A 17,878-nucleotide genomic window follows, 5' to 3' on the forward strand; every position below is an offset into this window, starting at 1 on the left:
GGCGAGGTAACTAGTGATTACCAAGCCGCCAACAATCAACGATTTACCAGTTCAGTGATTCAGGCAGAATCCGTTACCTTTGTGCCCCTTATGCATTCATTCCGCCCAACTCTTTTTGTTCTCTTGTTGAGTACGTTGCTACTTGGCTCCTGTACTGGCTATCAAAAGCTGCTTAAGAGCGGCGACGTGAACAAGAAGTACGAAGCCGCCATCAAGTACTACGACAAAGGCGACTTTTTCAAAGCTGGTACGCTGCTCGAAGACCTAGTGCCGCTCCTGAAAGGTCGTCCGGAAGCGGAAAAAGCGCAGTTCTACTTCGCCAATACCAACTTCCGCCAGCGCAACTACACGCTTAGTTCCTACTACTTCAAGTCGTTTGCGGACACCTACCCGAACTCGACCTATGCCGAAGAAGCCTCATTCCTGCAAGCCAAGTCCTTGTTCCGCGACTCACCCGAGTACGAGCTGGACCAGACCAACACCTACTCGGCGCTAGAGACGATACAGGAGTTTTTGAACCGCTATCCAAGCAGCACGTTCCGCCCCGAGGCTGAGAATATGTCGCAGGAATTGCAGAAGAAGCTTGAGAACAAAGCCTACCAGGGCGCCAAGCTTTATTACGACCTCCGTTACTATCAGTCGGCCGTAGTGGCGCTAACCAATTTTCAGCAGCAATTCCCGGCCTCAGCTTTCAACGAGGAAGCTGAATACTTAAAGATTAGTGCGCAGTACGACTTGGCCCGGGAAAGCGTAACGGAAAAGCAGCGCGAACGGTACCTAGAAGTAATAGCTTTCTATCAGCACTTCGTAGACACGTACCCGCAGAGCCGCAACATAAAAGCAGCCGAGCGGATGTACACGGATGCAACCGCACAGGCAGCTAAACTCAAGCCCAAAGAAGCTGCCGCGGCTGCCAACTAGGCTCTGTTTAAAGTATAAAAGCCAGCCTGTGCTTTAACCAACAACTAGTAGTACCTATCCGGCTACTGCTCAACAGTAAAACAATTAAAACCATCAACTCATGAAGACCCCTAGCAACGTTTCTGCCTCTATTGTAACGCGCAACATGTCGGAATTCGCTGCCGAAACGGGCAACGTATACGAGTCAATTGCGGTTATTTCGAAGCGTGCCAACCAGTTGGCTGTTAAGCTGAAAGAAGAATTGAACGGCAAGTTGGCCGAGTTTGCTACCACGGTCGACAACCTAGAAGAGGTGTTCGAGAACCGGGAGCAGATTGAAATTTCCAAACACTACGAGCGTCTGCCCAAGCCTACCAACCTCGCCATCGAGGAATTCTTGGAAGGCAAAGTGTACTATCGCACTCCTTCGGAAGAAGAAGTTACTGGCAATGTTGCCAAAGCCGAGTAATCGGCCGTTAGACTGTCAGAAAAGAACGTCCTGCTGAGCTTGTCGAAGCATCTCGCGTGCTGATGTTAGGATATCAATCCTGCGTCAGCACGCGAAGTGTCTCAGCAAACTCGGTGGGACGTTTTTTCTTTTTGTAATACATCAGTAAAGGGCATCATGTCTTCATCGTTGGAAGGACGCAAAATTTTGCTTGGCGTATGTGGCAGCATCGCGGCTTATAAAGCTGCGCATTTGGTGCGGCTGCTTGCGAAGGCGGGTGCCGAAGTGCAAGTCATACTAACTGCCTCGGCTGCGGCTTTCGTTACGCCCCTTACGTTGGGTACGCTTTCCAAGAGACCCGTGCTTCAAGGCTTCTTGAAAGACGAGCAAGCCGGCGAGTGGCACAATCATGTGCACTTAGGGTTGTGGGCCGACATGTTGCTTGTGGCGCCAGCCTCGGCCAATACCGTAGCGCACTTCGCCCACGGCCTCTGCGATTCGCTGCTGGATGCCGTGTACTTGTCAGCCCGCTGCCCCGTGGTACTGGCTCCTGCCATGGACCTTGACATGTATGCTCACCCTGCCACCACTGGTAACCTGGCGCGGCTGCGTTCCTACGGCAACACCATTCTCGATTCACCGGCCGGCGAACTAGCCAGTGGCCTTTCTGGCCCCGGCCGCATGCTAGAGCCCGAAGACATAGTAGCAGCACTGAGCGAGCTGAAAATGAAGGATAGAGGTTAAGGAATTTGCTGCCAAACTCGGCAAGTGTGCGCAATGGCGTTAGGTTTGCAGGCGGCGCAAGCACCGCTATTTCCTCTCAGGCACTACTTCATTTCTCACTGAACACACTATGCGCGTCCTCGTCACGGCTGGCCCTACCTACGAACCACTTGATCCGGTGCGTTTCATCGGCAACCATAGTACCGGCAAAATGGGCTACGCCTTGGCCGAGGCGTTTGCCGCTACCGGCGCCGAGGTAACGCTTATCAGCGGGCCCACCAACCTGCCCGACCCTGTGAGCCCACGCATTCAAACGCAGCGGGTAGAAACGGCCGATCAGATGTATGCGGCCGCGTCGGCAGTGGCAGAGGCGGCCGACGTTTGGGTATTTGCAGCGGCAGTAGCGGATTATAAGCCCGCGCACGTAGCCGAAAACAAGATCAAGAAGGAAGGGAATACACTCACGCTGGAGCTAATCAAGAACGTGGATATTGCCGCTACCCTTGGGAAAACCAAGCGGCCCGAACAATTTTCGGTGGGTTTTGCGTTGGAAACAAACAACGAAGAAGTTAACGCCCGCGAGAAGCTGCACCGTAAGAATTTCAACTTGGTTGTACTCAATTCCTTGCGTGATGCTGGTGCTGGTTTTCGCGTTGATACCAACAAAGTAACCTTGCTGGATGCCCAGGGCGAAATGCTTATCTTTGAAGTAAAGCTAAAAGCCGCCGTGGCCCACGATATTGTTCAAGCTGTTCTTGCCCGCCTGCCCCGTGAAGAGTAATTCTCTACTATCGTCTGTTGTAGTTATTCTGGCTTGCTTGCTGTCAACGCGTGCAAGTCACGCCCAAGAAATACTGGCGGAAGTGCGCGTTACCACCGAAAACGTGACCATTGCCGACCAGCAACTGGTGCAGCAGATGCAGAAGGACATTCAAGGATTCATAAACACGAGGTCCTTCACCAGCCAGACGTACCGCCCGGAAGAGCGAATTCGAATGCGGATGTTCGTCGGTATCACGGCTATTCCGCAGAATGGGCAGTATGTGGCTACAGCTCGTATCGTCACGACGCGGCCGGTGTACGGTACCGGCTACGAAACCAACCTGCTGAGCTTCACCGACCGCAACTTCAAGTTCAATTACTCGCCGCAAAACCCGATTGACTATTCGGAAAACACGTTTGTTGGCAACTTGTCCTCGTTGTTGGCCTTCTACGCCTACATCGCCATCGGGCTCGACCAAGACAGTTTCGCGCGGCTTGGCGGCTCGCCCTACTACGACCGCGCCCGCAGCGTCTTGCAAAATGCCGCTTCCCAGACCACAACCAATGAGTCGGACGAGGCGTGGAAGGACGGCCAGACGCGCAACCGCTATTGGTTGCTCAACAACCTTCAGGATCCTCAGCTAGAAGCCATTCGTACGGGTAGCTATGCCTACTACCGCCAAGGGCTCGATGTTTTTATCGAGAAACCGGACGATGCCCGCACCAGCATTTTCACTGCCTTGCAGGGCGTACAGGCGGCCGCAACGCGGCGCCCCGGTACTTTATTAGCCCGCGCCTTCTTCGACACCAAGGCCGACGAAATAGCTAATATCTTCCGCAGTGGCAACGATGTGCAGCAGAAGCAGAACTTAGCAACCTTGCTTTCGGAGGTAGATCCTACCAATTCAGCTAAGTATCAGGCCATGCTCAAACAGCCATAGCTGCTCTGTTAAACCTTAGCTGAGGCATTTATAGAGCAATTTAAATTCTTCTTAGGTCGAAAAGCCAGTCATGAAATTCATAAAAACTTGATGCGAATATAGTTGGCAATAACCTAAAGTAATTAGTAGGTTTGTAAAACCCGTCCTGTCTGACATTGTCAGCGCGGCGGGTTTCTTGTTTGTTAGCTACGGCCGGTGCCGGCCTTCACTTTATAGTATGCTAGTTGATCTTCGCATCCGCAATTACGCTCTGATCGAGCAGCTGGAGCTGCGGCCTTCAGCGCTCCTCAATATTATCACCGGCGAAACCGGCGCCGGTAAATCCATCATGCTTGGTGCCATTGGGTTACTGCTCGGTAACCGCGCCGACTCGCGCATGCTCTTTGACACCGAGAAGAAATGTGTGATCGAGGGCAGTTCGACATTTCCAGTTACCAGCTCCAAGACATATTCGAATCCGAGGACCTCGACTACGATACGCAGTGTATCCTGCGCCGCGAGATTAGTCCGGCGGGCAAGTCAAGGGCCTTTGTGAACGATACGCCGGTAACGCTGGAAACCCTGCGACATATCGGGGCTAACCTGATGGATATTCACTCGCAGCACGATACGCTGCTGCTCGGGGATGCCGTATTCCAGCTTAACCTGCTCGACTTGTATGCCGGCTTGATACCCGCGCGGGCCAGTACAGCAGTGCCTACCGCCAATACCGCAAGCTAGAAGCCGACCTGAAATCGTTGGAAGATCAGGTGGCCAAGGCCAACAAAGAGCTTGATTACCATAGTTTCTTGCTAAATGAATTAGAAGAGGCCCGCCTCGACAACGAACAGCAAGACGAGCTAGAGCAGGAAGTCAAGCAGCTCGAACACGCCGAAGAAATCAAGTTCAAGCTCACCAACGCGCTGCAAAGCCTGAGCGATGGTGAGTATTGCGCTAGCAGCAGCCTAAAGGACGCCGCTATTTTACTCGGCCAAATTGCTCCCTACGCCGACATCTTCCGCGACCTTAAAGAGCGCCTTGATAGCTGCCTGATTGAAATAAATGACATTGCTGCCGAGGCCGAAGCCGCTGAGCGCCGCACCGAGGGTGACCCCGTCCGTATCGATGAGCTACAAAGCCGCCTCAACGTCATCTACAACTTGCAGCGCAAACATCAAGTGCGCGACATCGTAGCGCTGCTAACATTACGCGACGAACTGCGCGACAAAGTAGGCTCGGTACTCAACCTAGACAAGCAAATTTCCCGTGTGCGCCGGGATGCCGATGGGGCTCTGGCCACCGCCACTAAGCTAGCTACTCGGCTCTCAGAATCGCGCCGCAAAAGTTTTCCGAAGTTTGAGAAAGAACTGGTGGCCTTGCTGGCCGATTTAGGAATGCCTAACTCCCGCATTGTCGTGCAGCATCAGGCCGGACCACTGACTGCTAGCGGGATGGATGTTATCAGCATCCTCTTCACAGCCAACAAAGGGGCGCAACCTCAAACGCTCAGTAAAGCCGCTTCAGGTGGTGAATTCTCGCGCCTTATGCTGTGCATCAAGTACATGCTAGCCGATAAGACTGCCCTGCCCACCATCGTATTCGACGAAATTGATACCGGTATTTCCGGAGAAATTGCGGTGAAAGTGGGGCGCATGATGCAGCAAATGGCGCAGAAGCACCAACTGATTGCCATTTCGCACCTGCCCCAGATGGCTGCCGCCGGCGATACGCACTACTTCGTGTACAAGCAAGACCGCGCCGACCGCACCGTGAGCTGCATTAAGATGCTGAACCTTGACGAGCGCATCAGTGAAATTGCCCACATGATTGCCGGCGCTAACCCAAGCCAACATGCTTTCCAGAGTGCCCGCGAACTGCTGGCTATGCGCGGCGAGGAGCTAGTAGGGTAGGAGAGCCAAGTAAGAAATTAGAACGCCACGCCAGATGCTGCGGTAAGCTCTGCGTGGCGTTCTTTATTTTTTTACCTCTTTTGCAGTTCCAACTACTCTCATCTGCTCAATCATTCATTCACCACATGTCCAACAACCTACTTGCTGGCAAGGTCGGCATCATTTCCGGGGCGCTCAACGAAGAATCTATTGCCTGGAAAGTGGCATTGAAAGCGCATGCCGAAGGAGCCCGGTTTGTGCTGACCAACGCCCCGCTCGCCATGCGCATGGGCGAAATCAACCGCCTCTCCGAGCAGTGCAATGCCCCATCATTCCGGCTGATGCTACCTCAATGGAGGATTTGGAGAAGCTGTTCAGCGGCGCGCAAGAGCACCTCGGCGGCAAGCTCGACTTTGTGTTGCACAGCATTGGCATGAGCGCCAACATCCGCAAAGGCAAGCATTACGGCGAACTAAATTACGAGTGGTACCAAAAGACGCTGGATGTATCGGCGCTGTCGTTCCATAAGATGCTGGCCGTGGCCGAAAAGCAAGATGCCTTCAATGAATGGGGTTCGGTGGTAGCCTTAAGCTACATTGCTGCCCAACGCGCGTTCCTCGACTACACGGATATGTCGCAGGCCAAAGCGGTGTTGGAAAGCATTGCCCGAAGCTACGGGCAGCGGTTGGGCAAACTCAAGAAAGTGCGCGTAAACACTATCAGCCAGTCACCAACCAAAACCACCGCCGGTACGGGCATCAGCGGCTTCGATGCGTTTTACGAATACGCTAACCGCCTCTCGCCGCTTGGCAATGCTCCGGCCGAAGCTTGCGCAGACTATTGCGTTAGCCTGTTTTCGGACCTGACCCGCTACGTGACCATGCAGAACCTCATGCACGACGGCGGCTTCAGCACCACTGGCATTTCCGAGGAAATCGTAGAGCTGATTACGAAGTCTAACTCGTAAGTTTCCCGCTCACAGGAAAGTGAAAAGCTCAACCAGGGCTTGTCCTTACCCAAATCTTATCAAGAAAGCGCTGGCCGTTAGGTTAGCGCTTTTTTGATGCCTTATTTTAAGGACGACCACACAATATTTAAACTAGTTTGGCTGCGGGGGGCTTGTCAGAAGGCCCTTCATATGAGCAGCCTTACTTTAGAGTGACAATGTGGAGGAGTTTCTAAACGGTTACAGCCCGAGTTCTTACCTAGTTGAATAGCCAATTTTACGTTCTATAGCCAAGAAGCAGTGAACAACGATGCCCTTTCTGCGAAGCCGCATTATCCCATACTGGATGGATTACGTGGCGTCGCCGCCATTATCGTTGTCACCTTTCACCTAACTGAGCCATTAGGCACTGGACACCTGGATATCTTGGTCAACCACGGCTATCTGGCCGTTGACTTTTTCTTCCTGTTATCCGGCTTTGTAATCGGCTATGCCTATGACGACCGTTGGCCTAAAATGTCCATCGGCACGTTCTTTAAGCGCCGAATCGAACGGCTGCAACCGATGGTAGTATTAGGAATGGTACTGGGGGCAATCGGCTTCTATTTTACCGATTCAACCATTTGGCCGCTCATCCATACCGTTCCCTTGTGGAAAATGCTGTTGGTGCTACTCATTGGTTGCACTATTCTACCGGTTCCCTTATCTCTGGATATACGGGGCTGGCAAGAAATGCATCCGCTCAATAGCGTCGGGTGGTCCTTGTTCTTTGAATACGTAGCCAATATCCTGTACGCCATCGGCGTCCGAAAGCTCTCTAACACGGCGCTAAGTATGTTGGTGTTTGTCGCGGCCATAGCGCTTGCTCATTTGGCCATTACCAGTCCTGCTGGCGATGTTAGTGGTGGTTGGACGCTCAACGTGGAACAAGTACGCGTGGGTATTACGCGGACGATATATCCCTTCTTTGCTGGTCTGCTGCTTTCACGGATTGGTAAGCCCACCCGCATCAAGTACGCTTTTCTGTGGTGCAGCCTTTTGCTTGCGCTCGTCTTATATATGCCGCGCATAGGCGGTGCGGAGCATGTTTGGATGAATGGAGTCTATGAAGCAGTCTGTATCATTCTGCTTTTTCCACTCATTGTGTATCTAGGGGCTAGCGGGATGATCCATACCCAAACCGAAGGTGGGCTATGCAAATTCTTGGGTGATATATCGTATCCGTTGTACATGGTGCACTATCCGCTAGTCTATTTTTATGTCGCCTGGATCAGCAACCATAAAGGGGTGACCCTCGTGCAAACCTGGCCTTATGCGTTATTGATCTTGCTAGGGGTATTCTGTTGGCGTATGCGAGTTTGAAATGGTATGATGAGCCGGTTCGCAAATGGCTGAGAACCAAACTCGGGTAGGAGGACGAGAATGTAATTCGCAGTTTATCTGCGACTTTAAAGTGGAAGCTCAACTGGGGTAACCATTTGTCGCAGGTTCCAATAACCGCCCTAGCCGCGCCTACAACGGCTTGTTCTTACCCAAACTTTTTGGCGAAGTCTGGTTTCGGCAATCCGGAGGCTTTTCTGACCGCAATTTGACTGCTAGGTCTGATTCCTAAATAGTCCGGGCAGGATCTAAAAAGCCCTCCTGACCAACGTGGTTAGGAGGGCTTTGAAATTTTAGTGACAACAAGCCAGATAGTCGGGCTCTTTGCTTTCTTGTAAGCGGAAATGAGCTTCTATTTCTTGAGTAGCGCTATTTCCTTGGTTTGCACCATAACGGTGTCTTTGCTGCCAAGTTGTGCAGGCAGCGACGTGTTAAACGTGTTCCATTCATTGTTGTAGGCTGAAGAGCAGCCACCAAAGTTTCCGTAAGCAAGAACCGCCCAACTCATAAGGGTCAGGACAGGCTTACCATTTTTGAGGGTTAGCACCCGTGTCTCCCGCCCGGTGCAGTAGGAGCCCGAGTAACCGCTAGCCGATGACACTGCTTGCCAGTTGAGCACCGGATAGACGGTCTTAATTTTATCACCTAACTCAGCACAGTGGTTGCTTGGGCCGTCGGTTGTTTTGAAAAACTTCGACTCGGCCAGGGTGGTTAGCGTCAGCTGCTCTTGGGTTCTAGCCGTTATTTCAGTTTCGATAACCTTATCATTATGCTTAGGCCGCTTGAACGACAGCCTAACTTTATCAGCAGACACAAACTGTACTTCTATAGAGCTGCTGTCAGATATCGTTTGATTAGCAGATAAGAAGTATTCTTCGACATGCCTGCGTTGGATAAACGATTGGATAACTCGCTGATCTGTTATCCGCCGACCACCGGTTGTATAGAGTTGAATGGGGCCTGGCACTATCGTGTTGCTGGTTTCGTAGCGGCCTTCAAGTTGGATTGTAGGATCTTGATCTTTCTCGCAGCTGGTGAGAAGAGCAAGAAGAGATACTCCGATAGATAAACGTTTGAACATTAAGGATAGAATGAAAGAATTGTTGTTTAGTCAAGATTATAACGCAGTGGCAAAAATAGAGTATTATAGAACTATTTATAGTATATGCACCTATAAATAGTTTTAGAGCAACCATGAAAAGGATTATAGAAACTTGTGATTGGATAAATGATATACTTTTAAGTTGCAGCATATCGCCATCATATCATTTGCTGGCCTGAGGTAAATCAAGACGACGAAACTAAGTATCGTCGGTGCGGCAGCTTCGGAATGATAAGCTCATCTGCATCCCGCTAGAGGTTAGTGCGTAGGAAAAGGACCGGCGATGCACTTACCGCTGGCTTTATCATCTTATGCCCGAAATCCTCCGCGATCCCAAGCTCGACAGCACCTTAGATGTAGTGCGTGAAGGCTATACCTTCCTCTATGACCGCATCCGCGCGTTCGATACCGACATTTTTCAGATCCGCTTGATGGGCATGAAGGCCACATGCTTGCATGGGCCCGAAGCTGCGCAACTCTTCTACGACCCCAAGCATTTTATTCGCACCGGTGCCATTCCGCGGCGGGTGCAAACCACGCTGATGGGGCTGCATGCCATTCAAACACGCGATAATGGCGAGCACCGTTGCCGCAAGGAAATGTTTATGTCGCTGGTGGGCCAGAGAGTCGGCAACGGCTAATGGCTTTGTTGTCTGCGCAGTGGCAACGCTACGCCCAACGGTGGGAGCAGCTAGATCAAGTGGTTTTGTTCCGGGAATCGCAAGAAATTCTGTGCCGGGCTGCGTGTGCTTGGGCGGGTGTGCCGCTAGAAGAAGACGAGGTAGCACTCAGAACTCGTGACTTTGGAGCTATGATCGATGGATTCGGGGGTGTAGGCCCACGGCACTGGCGCGGCAAGCAGGCCCGTATTCGCGGCGAAAAATGGATGCGCGGAATCATTCGGGATATTCGGTCGGGTACGTTGCAGCCTCGGCTAGGCACCGCCGCCCATACGGTGGCATGGCATCGGGAGCCTAATGGCGAGCTGTTTGACGTGCAGATGGCAGCTATTGAGCTAATAAATGCAGTGCGGCCCATCGTGGCTATTGCTACCTACATCACCTTTGCGGCGGTGGCCCTACATGAGTATCCACCGTACCGGCAGCAGTTGCGCAACCCATCGGAAGACTATGCCGAGTTGTTTGTGCAAGAAGTGCGGCGCTATTTCCCGTTCACGCCGTTTGTGGGAGCCATTGTGCGCGATGATTTTACGTGGCATGGCTTCGAATTCCCGAAGGGCACCATAGTACTGCTGGATGTGTACGGCACCAACCGCGACGAGCGGTGGTGGCAGGACCCCGAAATGTTCTGGCCAGACCGGTTTCGGCAATGGCAAGACAATGCTTATGATTTCATTCCGCAAGGTGGCGGCGACTTCCTGACTGGTCACCGCTGCGCCGGCGAGTGGATTACAATTGAAGCCATGAAGCAAGCTGTGCATTTTCTCAATGAAGGCATCACCTACAACGTGCCACCCCAAGATTTGCGCTACGACCTAACCCGTATGCCTACGCTGCCGGCCAGTGGTTTTGTGATGCATAACGTGCGCGTTACCGGTAAGCCTGCCCCTCTTGTAACAGCTACGACTAGCTCTGCTCTAACGCCTACTGGCGGCTGTCCGTTTCATCATGGCTAGGTGGAAGCATCACTCCTAAGCTGAGCCATAACCTTCGATGAAGCGTAGCGTTCGATAAAAGCAACCGTAGCCGAGCGCTTTTCAGCTACATCGTTAGAAACCCACCGCCATGCAGGACACCAAAACACTCGAAGAATTACTAAATACCCAGCAAAAGAAGCTAGCCTTCTTCCAAAATCTTGTGCTAGTAGCCGCTGCCGATGGGCAGCTGGATGAGGAAGAAGGCAAGTTCTTGTTGCAAATTGGAAACCGATTATCTCTTACCTATGAGGATGTGCAGCCTATTGTCGATAACCTTGGCGTGCTGAGCTTTATCGTCCCTTCCGAGGGACTCCAAAAAACGCTGGAGTTGCAAACTCTGGTGCAAATGATGCTGCAAGACGGCCAAATTGATCCGCGCGAATACGGCTTGTGCATGGAGTACGCCAACCGCATCGGCTATAGCAAAGGCATCCTCGACGATATGGTGGCGCAACTAACCGGCGGCACACCCGATTCTGGCCGCAACGCAGCCACCGTTAGCTAAAAAGCCGTGATAGTTATAGTAGCATCAAAACAAAAGAGACGTGATAATTCACGTCTCTTTTGTTTTGGGCGACCATAAAGGTGAGACAAATGGCTCCCTAAGTTGTCTGTAGCTGGTACAGCTTACCCTTCTTCCTCAACTAAAGCGTCTTCCTGCGTAGTGCCTTCGTAGGAATCAGCGTATTTGAAATCATCTAACCAGTACGCGGAACTCACTACTTCAAAAACGGCAGTTTTATCATCGCGCTTGATGGGGTGAAGCTGCCAGATAATAGCCGACGCTTCGGGGAAGCTGGCACTGTCAAGCTGCTCGTGAAACAAGCGTTTGAGCAGCGTATTGTCGGGCATGCCTTGGGCTAGTAGGCGCAATAATGGGGCCTGTGGGTGCGTGTCGAACAGGGTTAGGTCTTCGGGGACTTGCGCGGTGAGTTGCACTTGAAATTGCACGGCCTCGGCCCGCGGAAATTTGCCGTTGTAAGCTTCATAGAGCAGTTGCGTGGCTTTATAGAAACTTTCGTGCTCTTCGAGTTTTGGATTTTCCTCCCATAGCTTTTCGGTGAGCATCTGGTGCGCCAGGTTCTGAATTTGACCGGTATTGAGTTGATCGGCTAACAAGTAACCTAGCACCAGCTGGGCGGCTTCGGCTGGTTCTAAGTCGGTGAGGGACATCAGGCACATGGCCCGCAGCTCGCTTGCCTCTATTTCATCGGGATTTTCGTAGCCGGCTGCGAGCAGTAATTCTTTGTAATCCTGGTTTTGCCAAGAGTCCGGTAGCTCGGTAAGGGTATCGAAGGATAGGCGCTCTACAGTGAATGTTTTCATGATTGGGGGTGCTGGTTGTCAGCCAATGATTGGTCCTGAGAAGCAGCGGATTCGCGCCTCGTTGAGTTGTTTACGGCGGGGTTTCGCAAACACGCACGCTATCCGATAATAAAGCGTAAACGCTGAGGGAAATAGACTACTCGTTGCTAGCCCACGCTGGACGCATTTCAGAAGCTAAACAGGCAGCAAAGGCGAGTAACCGCTGCCGCGTAACGGTTTGGTTGTTCCAGTAAAATGGCTCTGCCATTTCGCGCCGGTCGAGCGTAGCATCAGACTGCGCTCCGAGCCACGCTACAAAAGCTGCTTGATCTTGAAATGTGACGACCGAAGCAGGTCTGTTTTCAAAGGTATTCCAGCTCTGGAGCTGCCCATCCCAGACCTCCCCGTAAACAAACGTGCCCTTTAGATACTGGAGTCCCATGCCGCAGTAGTCGCGGTGGTAGGAGGCCAGAATCCGCCCCGACAGCAGTGCCGTGGCTACTTGTTCTGCCAAAGCCTGCCCGTAAAGTTGCTTTCTGCTTCCAGCCATTAGTGAGTTCTTTGGCAGGGGTATACGAAGTAGATTTCAGTTCAGAAAAGACAGGCAAGATAGAAAGTTGGACCGCTAAGCTGTATGTAAGCTGTTCACGGCTAGTTATTTTGCATGTAGTAAACGAGCAGCTTATCCTTAATTACTCATGAATATTCAGCAGGCGTACAACACATGGGCTGACACTTACGACTCGGTCCTCAACAAAACCCGCGACTTGGAGGCCCGCGCCATCCGAAGCATACTGGATACTACGAACGTCGCCGAGATAGTAGAGCTAGGGTGCGGCACCGGCAAGAACACACAATGGTTGGCTACCAAAGCAACGCATGTTACTGCTGTGGACTTCTCGGCGCAGATGCTCGATAAAGCCAAAGAGAAACTGCAACTCCCGTACGTAACCTTCCAGCAAGGCGACATCACCCAAGAGTGGCACTTTGTGGATAAACCTGCCGACCTCATTACTTGCAGCCTGATCCTGGAGCATATCCAAGACCTAACCTTTGTGTTCAAGCAAGCCTACCAAGCCCTCCAACCTAATGGCTTATTCTACATCGGCGAGCTACACCCATTCAAGCAATACCAAGGCAGCAAAGCCCGCTTTGATACGGCTACTGGGGGCGTGTTCGAACTAGAGTGTCATGTGCATCACATCTCGGACTACACTGAAGGCGCTCGTCAAAACGGCTTCACCTGTGTAACCTTGCAAGAATGGTTCGATGAAGAGAACCGGGCTGGTATACCAAGGATAGCCTCGTTTCTGTTTCGAAAAGGGTAGGGGGCTACCGTCTCTCTTATCTTATGAGTTTAGAGCGTAAGGAAACGGCGAGAGAAGCGCTGTGGCCTAGCTACTTATGCGGAATTAGGTACAGCAATAAGCTCGTTTTGTATAGGATTTCAAATGGGGCACCGTTTAATGCAAGTCTTGTGCTTCTGCATGTAAGACGGACAGAGTAATAAGCATATAATAAGTGCAATGCTTAAGTTGACTGTATGATTGATAAAGTGCAATAAAACCTAGATTCGAGATTGTAGAAATAATTAACGTGCTTGGCTTTGAAGATTTATATTTTATACATAATAATTGTATTTTAAACTTCAGATTATATAATAAAATTGCCATGTCGTTCTAGGGTTAGTAGAAGCTAGAATTGACGTTTTTATGGCTTTTTATTTATATTTAATTTGAAGAAACTTTACACTTTTATTTTCTTCTTACTATCCTTTAATGTTGGAGCCCAAACAGGGATTCCGGTTCCAGAATTTAAACAGTTTGAAGTGGCGCTGCAGCAGTTTATGCAGCGCTGGGAAATACTAGGAGCTTCCGTTGCTTTCGGCACGGAGGATCGGCTGGTTTACGCTCGGGCATTCGGCTACGCCGATCTGGCCCGAACCGAACCCTTGCAGCCCTACCATCTGCTACGTGTAGCTAGCCTATCGAAGCCGGTAACAGCTATGGCCGTAATGAAACTGGTTGAACAAGGTCGCATTAGCTTGGCCGGCAAAGCGTTTGGCCCCCAAGGATACCTGCGCAGTCCATATTACACCAGCGTCATCACCGACCAGCGGGTTTATGACATCACGGTGCAAGAGCTACTCGAACACAGCGCCGGCTGGGACCGGCTCGTTGGCTGCGACGGGTTCGGAAGCTGCGACCCGGTAGATTTCCCGCTACACGTGGCGCAGAAGCAGAATGTGCCTAGCCCCGTCGGCGACTCCACTATGGTGCGCTTTCTGTTAGCGAAACGGTTGAACTTCGCGCCTGGCACACGCTACGCCTATTCTAACATAGGCTACCTAGTGCTAGGTAAAATAGTGGAGGCTGTCACGGGGCAGAGCTACGAAACGTGGGTGCAAAACAACTTGTTAGCGCCTGCTGGCGCGCTGGAAGCCCACTTAGGCCGCGACTTGCCCACTGGGAAACTAGAGCGGGAGGCCGAGTATCAAAGCCAATACCGAACCCTGGCTTGCAACGGCTCGGGGCAAACAGTGCCCGCTGCTTATGGCGGCTTTCACCTCGAAGCTATGAGCGCCCACGGCGGCTGGGTGTGTTCGGCCCGCGACTTGGTGCGCTTAGTGCAGGCCGTAGAAGGTGGCCCTGACCGCCCTGGTTTGCTGACACCCGCCACGCTGGCTACCTTAGTTCGCCCTTCAACTCCCGAGCCGGGGTACGCAAAGGGCTGGCAGGTAAACCGGGTTGGCAACCGCTGGCATGGTGGCCGACTAGATGGCACTGCTACCTACTTGGTGCGCACCTCTGGGGGCTATACGTGGGCTATCTTGCTTAATACTTGCCCGAGCACACCTGCGTTTTGGAAGGAACTCGACCAACTAGGTTGGGTAGCCGTTCCGGGGGCAACTGGATGGCCGTCTCACAACCTATCAACGCCGCTGCAAAATGCCACCGCCCTTACCGCCGCCCTAGACTCGGCAAGTGTGCTGCTGCGCTGGACACGGGGAACGGGCACCCGCCGCTTGGTGCTCATGCGCGCCGACGGGCCGGTTGATGTATTCCCTACCGATGGTGTTCGGTATACGGCTGCACCCTTCGGTCAGGGCGAGCCGCTAGGCCACGGCACCTACGTAATAGCCGACGAAGCTGCTGATTCCGTAGCTATCCGCAATCTGGATTCGCGGCACTCGTATCACATTCGGGTAGTGGAGTACGCCGACAATTCGGCAACTAACAACCAACCCGTGTACACACTGGACGGCAACCCTACGCTGGTGCTACAACCAGCAGGGGCATTGGCGCTAAATATATATCCTAATCCTGCGCACGAAGAATTAGCGGTGGCAGGAGCCAACGTTGCGTTGCCATACGAACTGATGAGCCAGGACGGGAGGCAGGTAAGTAGTGGGCAGATGGCACCGGGGCAAACCATACCGGTCGTTGACCTGCAGCCTGGCACTTACTTCATTCGCTTTCAAGCGCCCGAAGGCATCGTTTCCCGCCGGTTCGTGAAAGAGTAAACCGTACTGTAGGCTCTCTTAGAAGAGCAGAGGCATAAACTCTAACGCAATTGAATTCTGGCTTCGATGATAGGTTGAAATTGCTATCAAGCCGGAATTCACTGTGTTGAGGGTAGAGGCGTTCAACGTGTTAGCGTAGCGTGCTTCTACAGCACCGCCTGTGCAGCGGCACGCCCTGCAATTCGGCCAGAGAAGAGACAGCCGCCCAGAAAGGTGCCCTCCAAGGCCCGATAACCGTGCATGCCCCCACCGCCAAAGCCTGCTACCTCTCCTGCTGCATAAAGGCCCGGCACTGGTTCCCCATTGGCACTGAGTACCCGGCCCGACAAGTCAGTTTCGAGCCCACCTAGCGACTTGCGCGTGAGGATGTGCAAGCGGACGGCAATCAGGGGCCCCATCGCCGGATCGAGCAACTTATGGGGTTTAGCAGTGCGAATAAGCTTGTCGCCCAAATATTGGCGTGCCCCACGGATGGCCGTAATCTGCGAGTCCTTGCTAAACGGATTGTCGATTTGCAGGTCACGGGCTACAATTTCCTGCTCCAACTTCTTGAAGTCGAGCAGGGGCTCGGGAGTTAGCGCGTTCATACCCTGTACCAAGTCGGACAGGTTCTTTTCCACTACGAAGTCAACGCCATTGTTCTTGAAGGCTTCTACAGGCGCGGGGGCTCCTTTGCCGATGGCGCGGCGCAGGGTCTGGCGCCAGCTTTTGTTGGTTAGATCAGGGTTTTGCTCGGAGCCGGAGAGAGCAAATTCTTTACGGATGATTTTCTGCGTCAAGACAAACCAGCTGTGGTCGTAGCCGGTTTGGCGCAGGTGCTGGAGCGTCCCAAGGGTGTCGAAGCCAGGAAATAGAGGCACCGGCAACCGGTTGCCGCGTGCATCTAACCACAGCGAAGAAGGACCCGGTAGCACACGGATGCCATGGCGGCTCCAGATAGGATTCCAGTTGTCGAGCCCCTCGGTGTAGTGCCACATTCGGTCTTGGTTGATGCAATTAGCGCCGGCCGCCTCGCTAATGCCGAGCATCAAGCCGTCTACGTGGTCGGGGACGCCCGAGAGCATATGTTGGGGCGGCTCCCCCAAGCGCGCAGGCCAGTTCTTGCGCACCAAGTCGTGGTTGGCCCCGATGCCCCCCGAGGTTACTATAACGGCTTGGGCACGAAACGCGAAATCGGACACAGCAAGACGAGAGCTTTTTTCGCCCCGCAAAGCTGAGCTTGGTTCAAGCACTTCTCCACGAGCCCCATCGATTACGCCATTGGTTGATGTTAGCTCCGTAACCCGGTGACGAAATTTGAGCGTAATTAAGCCACGCTTTACGGCCTCGCGGACACGGTGAGCAAATGGTGCCACTACGCCAGTGCCAGTGCCCCAGGCCACGTGAAAGCGCGGCACCGAGTTGCCAGGTCCCGTGGCGCCATAGCCGCCGCGCTCAGCCCACCCCACTACCGGAAAGAACCGCATACCCATCTGGAGCAGCCAACTACGCTTTTCGCCTGCGGCAAAACCTACGTAAGCTTCGGCCCAGCGCCGCGGCCATTTGTCCTCGGTGCGGTCGAAACCTGCCGTGCTAAACCAATCCTGCAAAGCCAGCTCGTACGAGTCGCGGATTCGGAGCCGGCGCTGCTCGGGAGAATCAACTAGAAACAGGCCGCCAAACGACCAAAACGCCTGACCGCCCATATTTTGCTCGGGTTCTTGATCGAGCAGCATTACTCGTTTGCCTGCATCCGCAAGCTCAGTGGCTGCTACTAGGCCCGCGAGGCCCGCCCCAATGATCAGTACGTCGGCCTCAGTTTGCATATGTAATAGGTTGGTGCCTGCGCTTTGGTTCTAATATAGCGGCAGGCCGAACGGAAGATGGGTGGGTTTTCTAACTATAGCGAATATACCAATGTATCAGCCAACTACTGATGGGCACAAGAGCCGTTTAAGTCCGCGGCGAAAGAAAAAGCAATAAGCCGGCAGTGCTGAAAACTACAGTATCGACGAGCGAAATGTGAGGCAGGGACGCTTTCCTTAGTCACTATCTATCAGTATGCTAGGGTTCAGAAGAGCAAGGCCTCAAGCATGCATGCTTTATGTTTTCATTACTTCTGCTCTTGTACAGTTTATGATTCTACGGATATATACAATTTTTAATTGGAATACGTATATTGCAGCGTTGCTATGCCTTACTGCTTCAGTTAGAAAGTTTTCTTTTGTGAAGAAGTATACCTGCCTTAACTAGGCAAATGGCTACACGAAATTATTTGCGCTAGTGCATATGACTTCAAGCAACTAAAAAGAACAGCATGCAAATGCCCTTGCCGTAGATGATT

17 protein-coding genes and 2 pseudogenes are annotated in these 17,878 nt (G+C 52.5%); 15 read left to right on the forward strand and 4 right to left on the reverse strand.

What is annotated here, in order from left to right:
- Positions 1-90 precede the first annotated feature (90 nt).
- The 10 genes and pseudogenes from MUN86_RS05065 to MUN86_RS05100 all read left to right on the forward strand — a co-directional run bounded on the left by MUN86_RS05065 (position 91) and on the right by MUN86_RS05100 (position 7,950).
- Positions 91-921, forward strand: a complete 831-nt coding sequence (locus tag MUN86_RS05065; RefSeq protein WP_245122525.1) for an outer membrane protein assembly factor BamD — start codon at positions 91-93, stop codon at positions 919-921.
- Positions 922-1,021: 100 nt separating this feature from the next.
- Positions 1,022-1,369: a DNA-directed RNA polymerase subunit omega gene (locus tag MUN86_RS05070; protein WP_245122528.1), complete on the forward strand. Its 348-nt coding sequence runs from the start codon at positions 1,022-1,024 to the stop codon at positions 1,367-1,369.
- Between the two features lie 156 nt (positions 1,370-1,525).
- Positions 1,526-2,092 carry a flavoprotein gene (locus MUN86_RS05075; protein ID WP_375379467.1) on the forward strand — a complete coding sequence of 189 codons (567 nt, stop codon included), beginning with the start codon at positions 1,526-1,528 and terminating at the stop codon, positions 2,090-2,092.
- Positions 2,093-2,201: 109 nt separating this feature from the next.
- Entirely contained in the window at positions 2,202-2,852 is a 651-nt protein-coding gene (locus MUN86_RS05080; protein WP_245122531.1) for a phosphopantothenoylcysteine decarboxylase domain-containing protein, read from the forward strand.
- Positions 2,842-3,774, forward strand: coding sequence for a type IX secretion system protein PorD (porD, locus tag MUN86_RS05085; RefSeq protein WP_245122533.1), 933 nt, complete (start codon positions 2,842-2,844; stop codon positions 3,772-3,774). Before MUN86_RS05080 ends, porD begins: the two co-directional genes overlap by 11 nt.
- A 217-nt stretch (positions 3,775-3,991) precedes the next feature.
- A pseudogene (locus MUN86_RS31625) lies at positions 3,992-4,090 on the forward strand (hypothetical protein); the annotation flags it as partial.
- An 83-nt stretch (positions 4,091-4,173) separates the two neighbouring features.
- Positions 4,174-4,494 carry a hypothetical protein gene (locus tag MUN86_RS31630; protein WP_311182136.1) on the forward strand — a complete coding sequence of 107 codons (321 nt, stop codon included), beginning with the start codon at positions 4,174-4,176 and terminating at the stop codon, positions 4,492-4,494.
- 68 nt (positions 4,495-4,562) lie between these two features.
- The gene (locus tag MUN86_RS05090; protein ID WP_311181786.1) at positions 4,563-5,663 is read left to right on the forward strand and encodes a DNA repair protein RecN; all 1,101 of its coding nucleotides are present in this window, start codon (positions 4,563-4,565) and stop codon (positions 5,661-5,663) included.
- Positions 5,664-5,788: 125 nt separating this feature from the next.
- A pseudogene (locus tag MUN86_RS05095) lies at positions 5,789-6,609 on the forward strand (enoyl-ACP reductase FabI).
- Positions 6,610-6,888: 279 nt separating this feature from the next.
- Positions 6,889-7,950, forward strand: a complete 1,062-nt coding sequence (locus MUN86_RS05100) for an acyltransferase family protein (RefSeq protein ID WP_245122536.1) — start codon at positions 6,889-6,891, stop codon at positions 7,948-7,950.
- A 370-nt stretch (positions 7,951-8,320) separates the two neighbouring features.
- Here the strand turns inward: MUN86_RS05100 and MUN86_RS05105 are convergent, their stop codons facing one another.
- Positions 8,321-8,782, reverse strand: coding sequence for a hypothetical protein (locus MUN86_RS05105; protein ID WP_245122540.1), 462 nt, complete (start codon positions 8,780-8,782; stop codon positions 8,321-8,323).
- A gap of 599 nt (positions 8,783-9,381) precedes the next feature.
- On the opposite strand from MUN86_RS05105, the gene MUN86_RS05110 reads away from it, so the two are divergent.
- The 3 genes from MUN86_RS05110 (at position 9,382) to MUN86_RS05120 (ending at position 11,232) form a co-directional block, all read left to right on the forward strand.
- On the forward strand, positions 9,382-9,711 hold the full coding sequence (locus MUN86_RS05110; protein WP_245122542.1) for a cytochrome P450 family protein: 330 nt from the start codon (positions 9,382-9,384) through the stop codon (positions 9,709-9,711).
- Positions 9,711-10,706 (forward strand): cytochrome P450, encoded by a 996-nt coding sequence (locus MUN86_RS05115; RefSeq protein ID WP_245122546.1) that lies wholly within the window; start codon positions 9,711-9,713, stop codon positions 10,704-10,706. The genes MUN86_RS05110 and MUN86_RS05115 overlap by 1 nt, the downstream gene beginning before the upstream one ends.
- A gap of 109 nt (positions 10,707-10,815) precedes the next feature.
- The gene (locus MUN86_RS05120; RefSeq protein WP_245122548.1) at positions 10,816-11,232 is read left to right on the forward strand and encodes a tellurite resistance TerB family protein; all 417 of its coding nucleotides are present in this window, start codon (positions 10,816-10,818) and stop codon (positions 11,230-11,232) included.
- A gap of 122 nt (positions 11,233-11,354) precedes the next feature.
- Here MUN86_RS05120 and MUN86_RS05125 read toward each other — a convergent pair whose 3' ends face one another.
- Together MUN86_RS05125 and MUN86_RS05130 are read right to left on the reverse strand one after the other, a co-directional pair.
- Positions 11,355-12,053 (reverse strand): hypothetical protein, encoded by a 699-nt coding sequence (locus tag MUN86_RS05125; protein ID WP_245122550.1) that lies wholly within the window; start codon positions 12,051-12,053, stop codon positions 11,355-11,357.
- 136 nt (positions 12,054-12,189) lie between these two features.
- A complete protein-coding gene (locus MUN86_RS05130) occupies positions 12,190-12,546 on the reverse strand; it encodes a hypothetical protein (protein WP_245122552.1) in 357 nt (118 codons plus the stop codon).
- Between the two features lie 184 nt (positions 12,547-12,730).
- Between MUN86_RS05130 and MUN86_RS05135 the strand changes: the two genes are divergently transcribed.
- A complete protein-coding gene (locus MUN86_RS05135; RefSeq protein WP_245122553.1) occupies positions 12,731-13,360 on the forward strand; it encodes a class I SAM-dependent DNA methyltransferase in 630 nt (209 codons plus the stop codon).
- Positions 13,361-13,767: 407 nt separating this feature from the next.
- Positions 13,768-15,555, forward strand: a complete 1,788-nt coding sequence (locus MUN86_RS05140) for a serine hydrolase domain-containing protein (RefSeq protein ID WP_245122555.1) — start codon at positions 13,768-13,770, stop codon at positions 15,553-15,555.
- A gap of 146 nt (positions 15,556-15,701) precedes the next feature.
- Here the strand turns inward: MUN86_RS05140 and MUN86_RS05145 are convergent, their stop codons facing one another.
- Positions 15,702-17,360, reverse strand: a complete 1,659-nt coding sequence (locus MUN86_RS05145; RefSeq protein ID WP_245122558.1) for an FAD-binding dehydrogenase — start codon at positions 17,358-17,360, stop codon at positions 15,702-15,704.
- Positions 17,361-17,878 lie beyond the last annotated feature (518 nt).

This window comes from Hymenobacter volaticus, from assembly GCF_022921055.1.
GTDB lineage: Bacteria > Bacteroidota > Bacteroidia > Cytophagales > Hymenobacteraceae > Hymenobacter > Hymenobacter volaticus.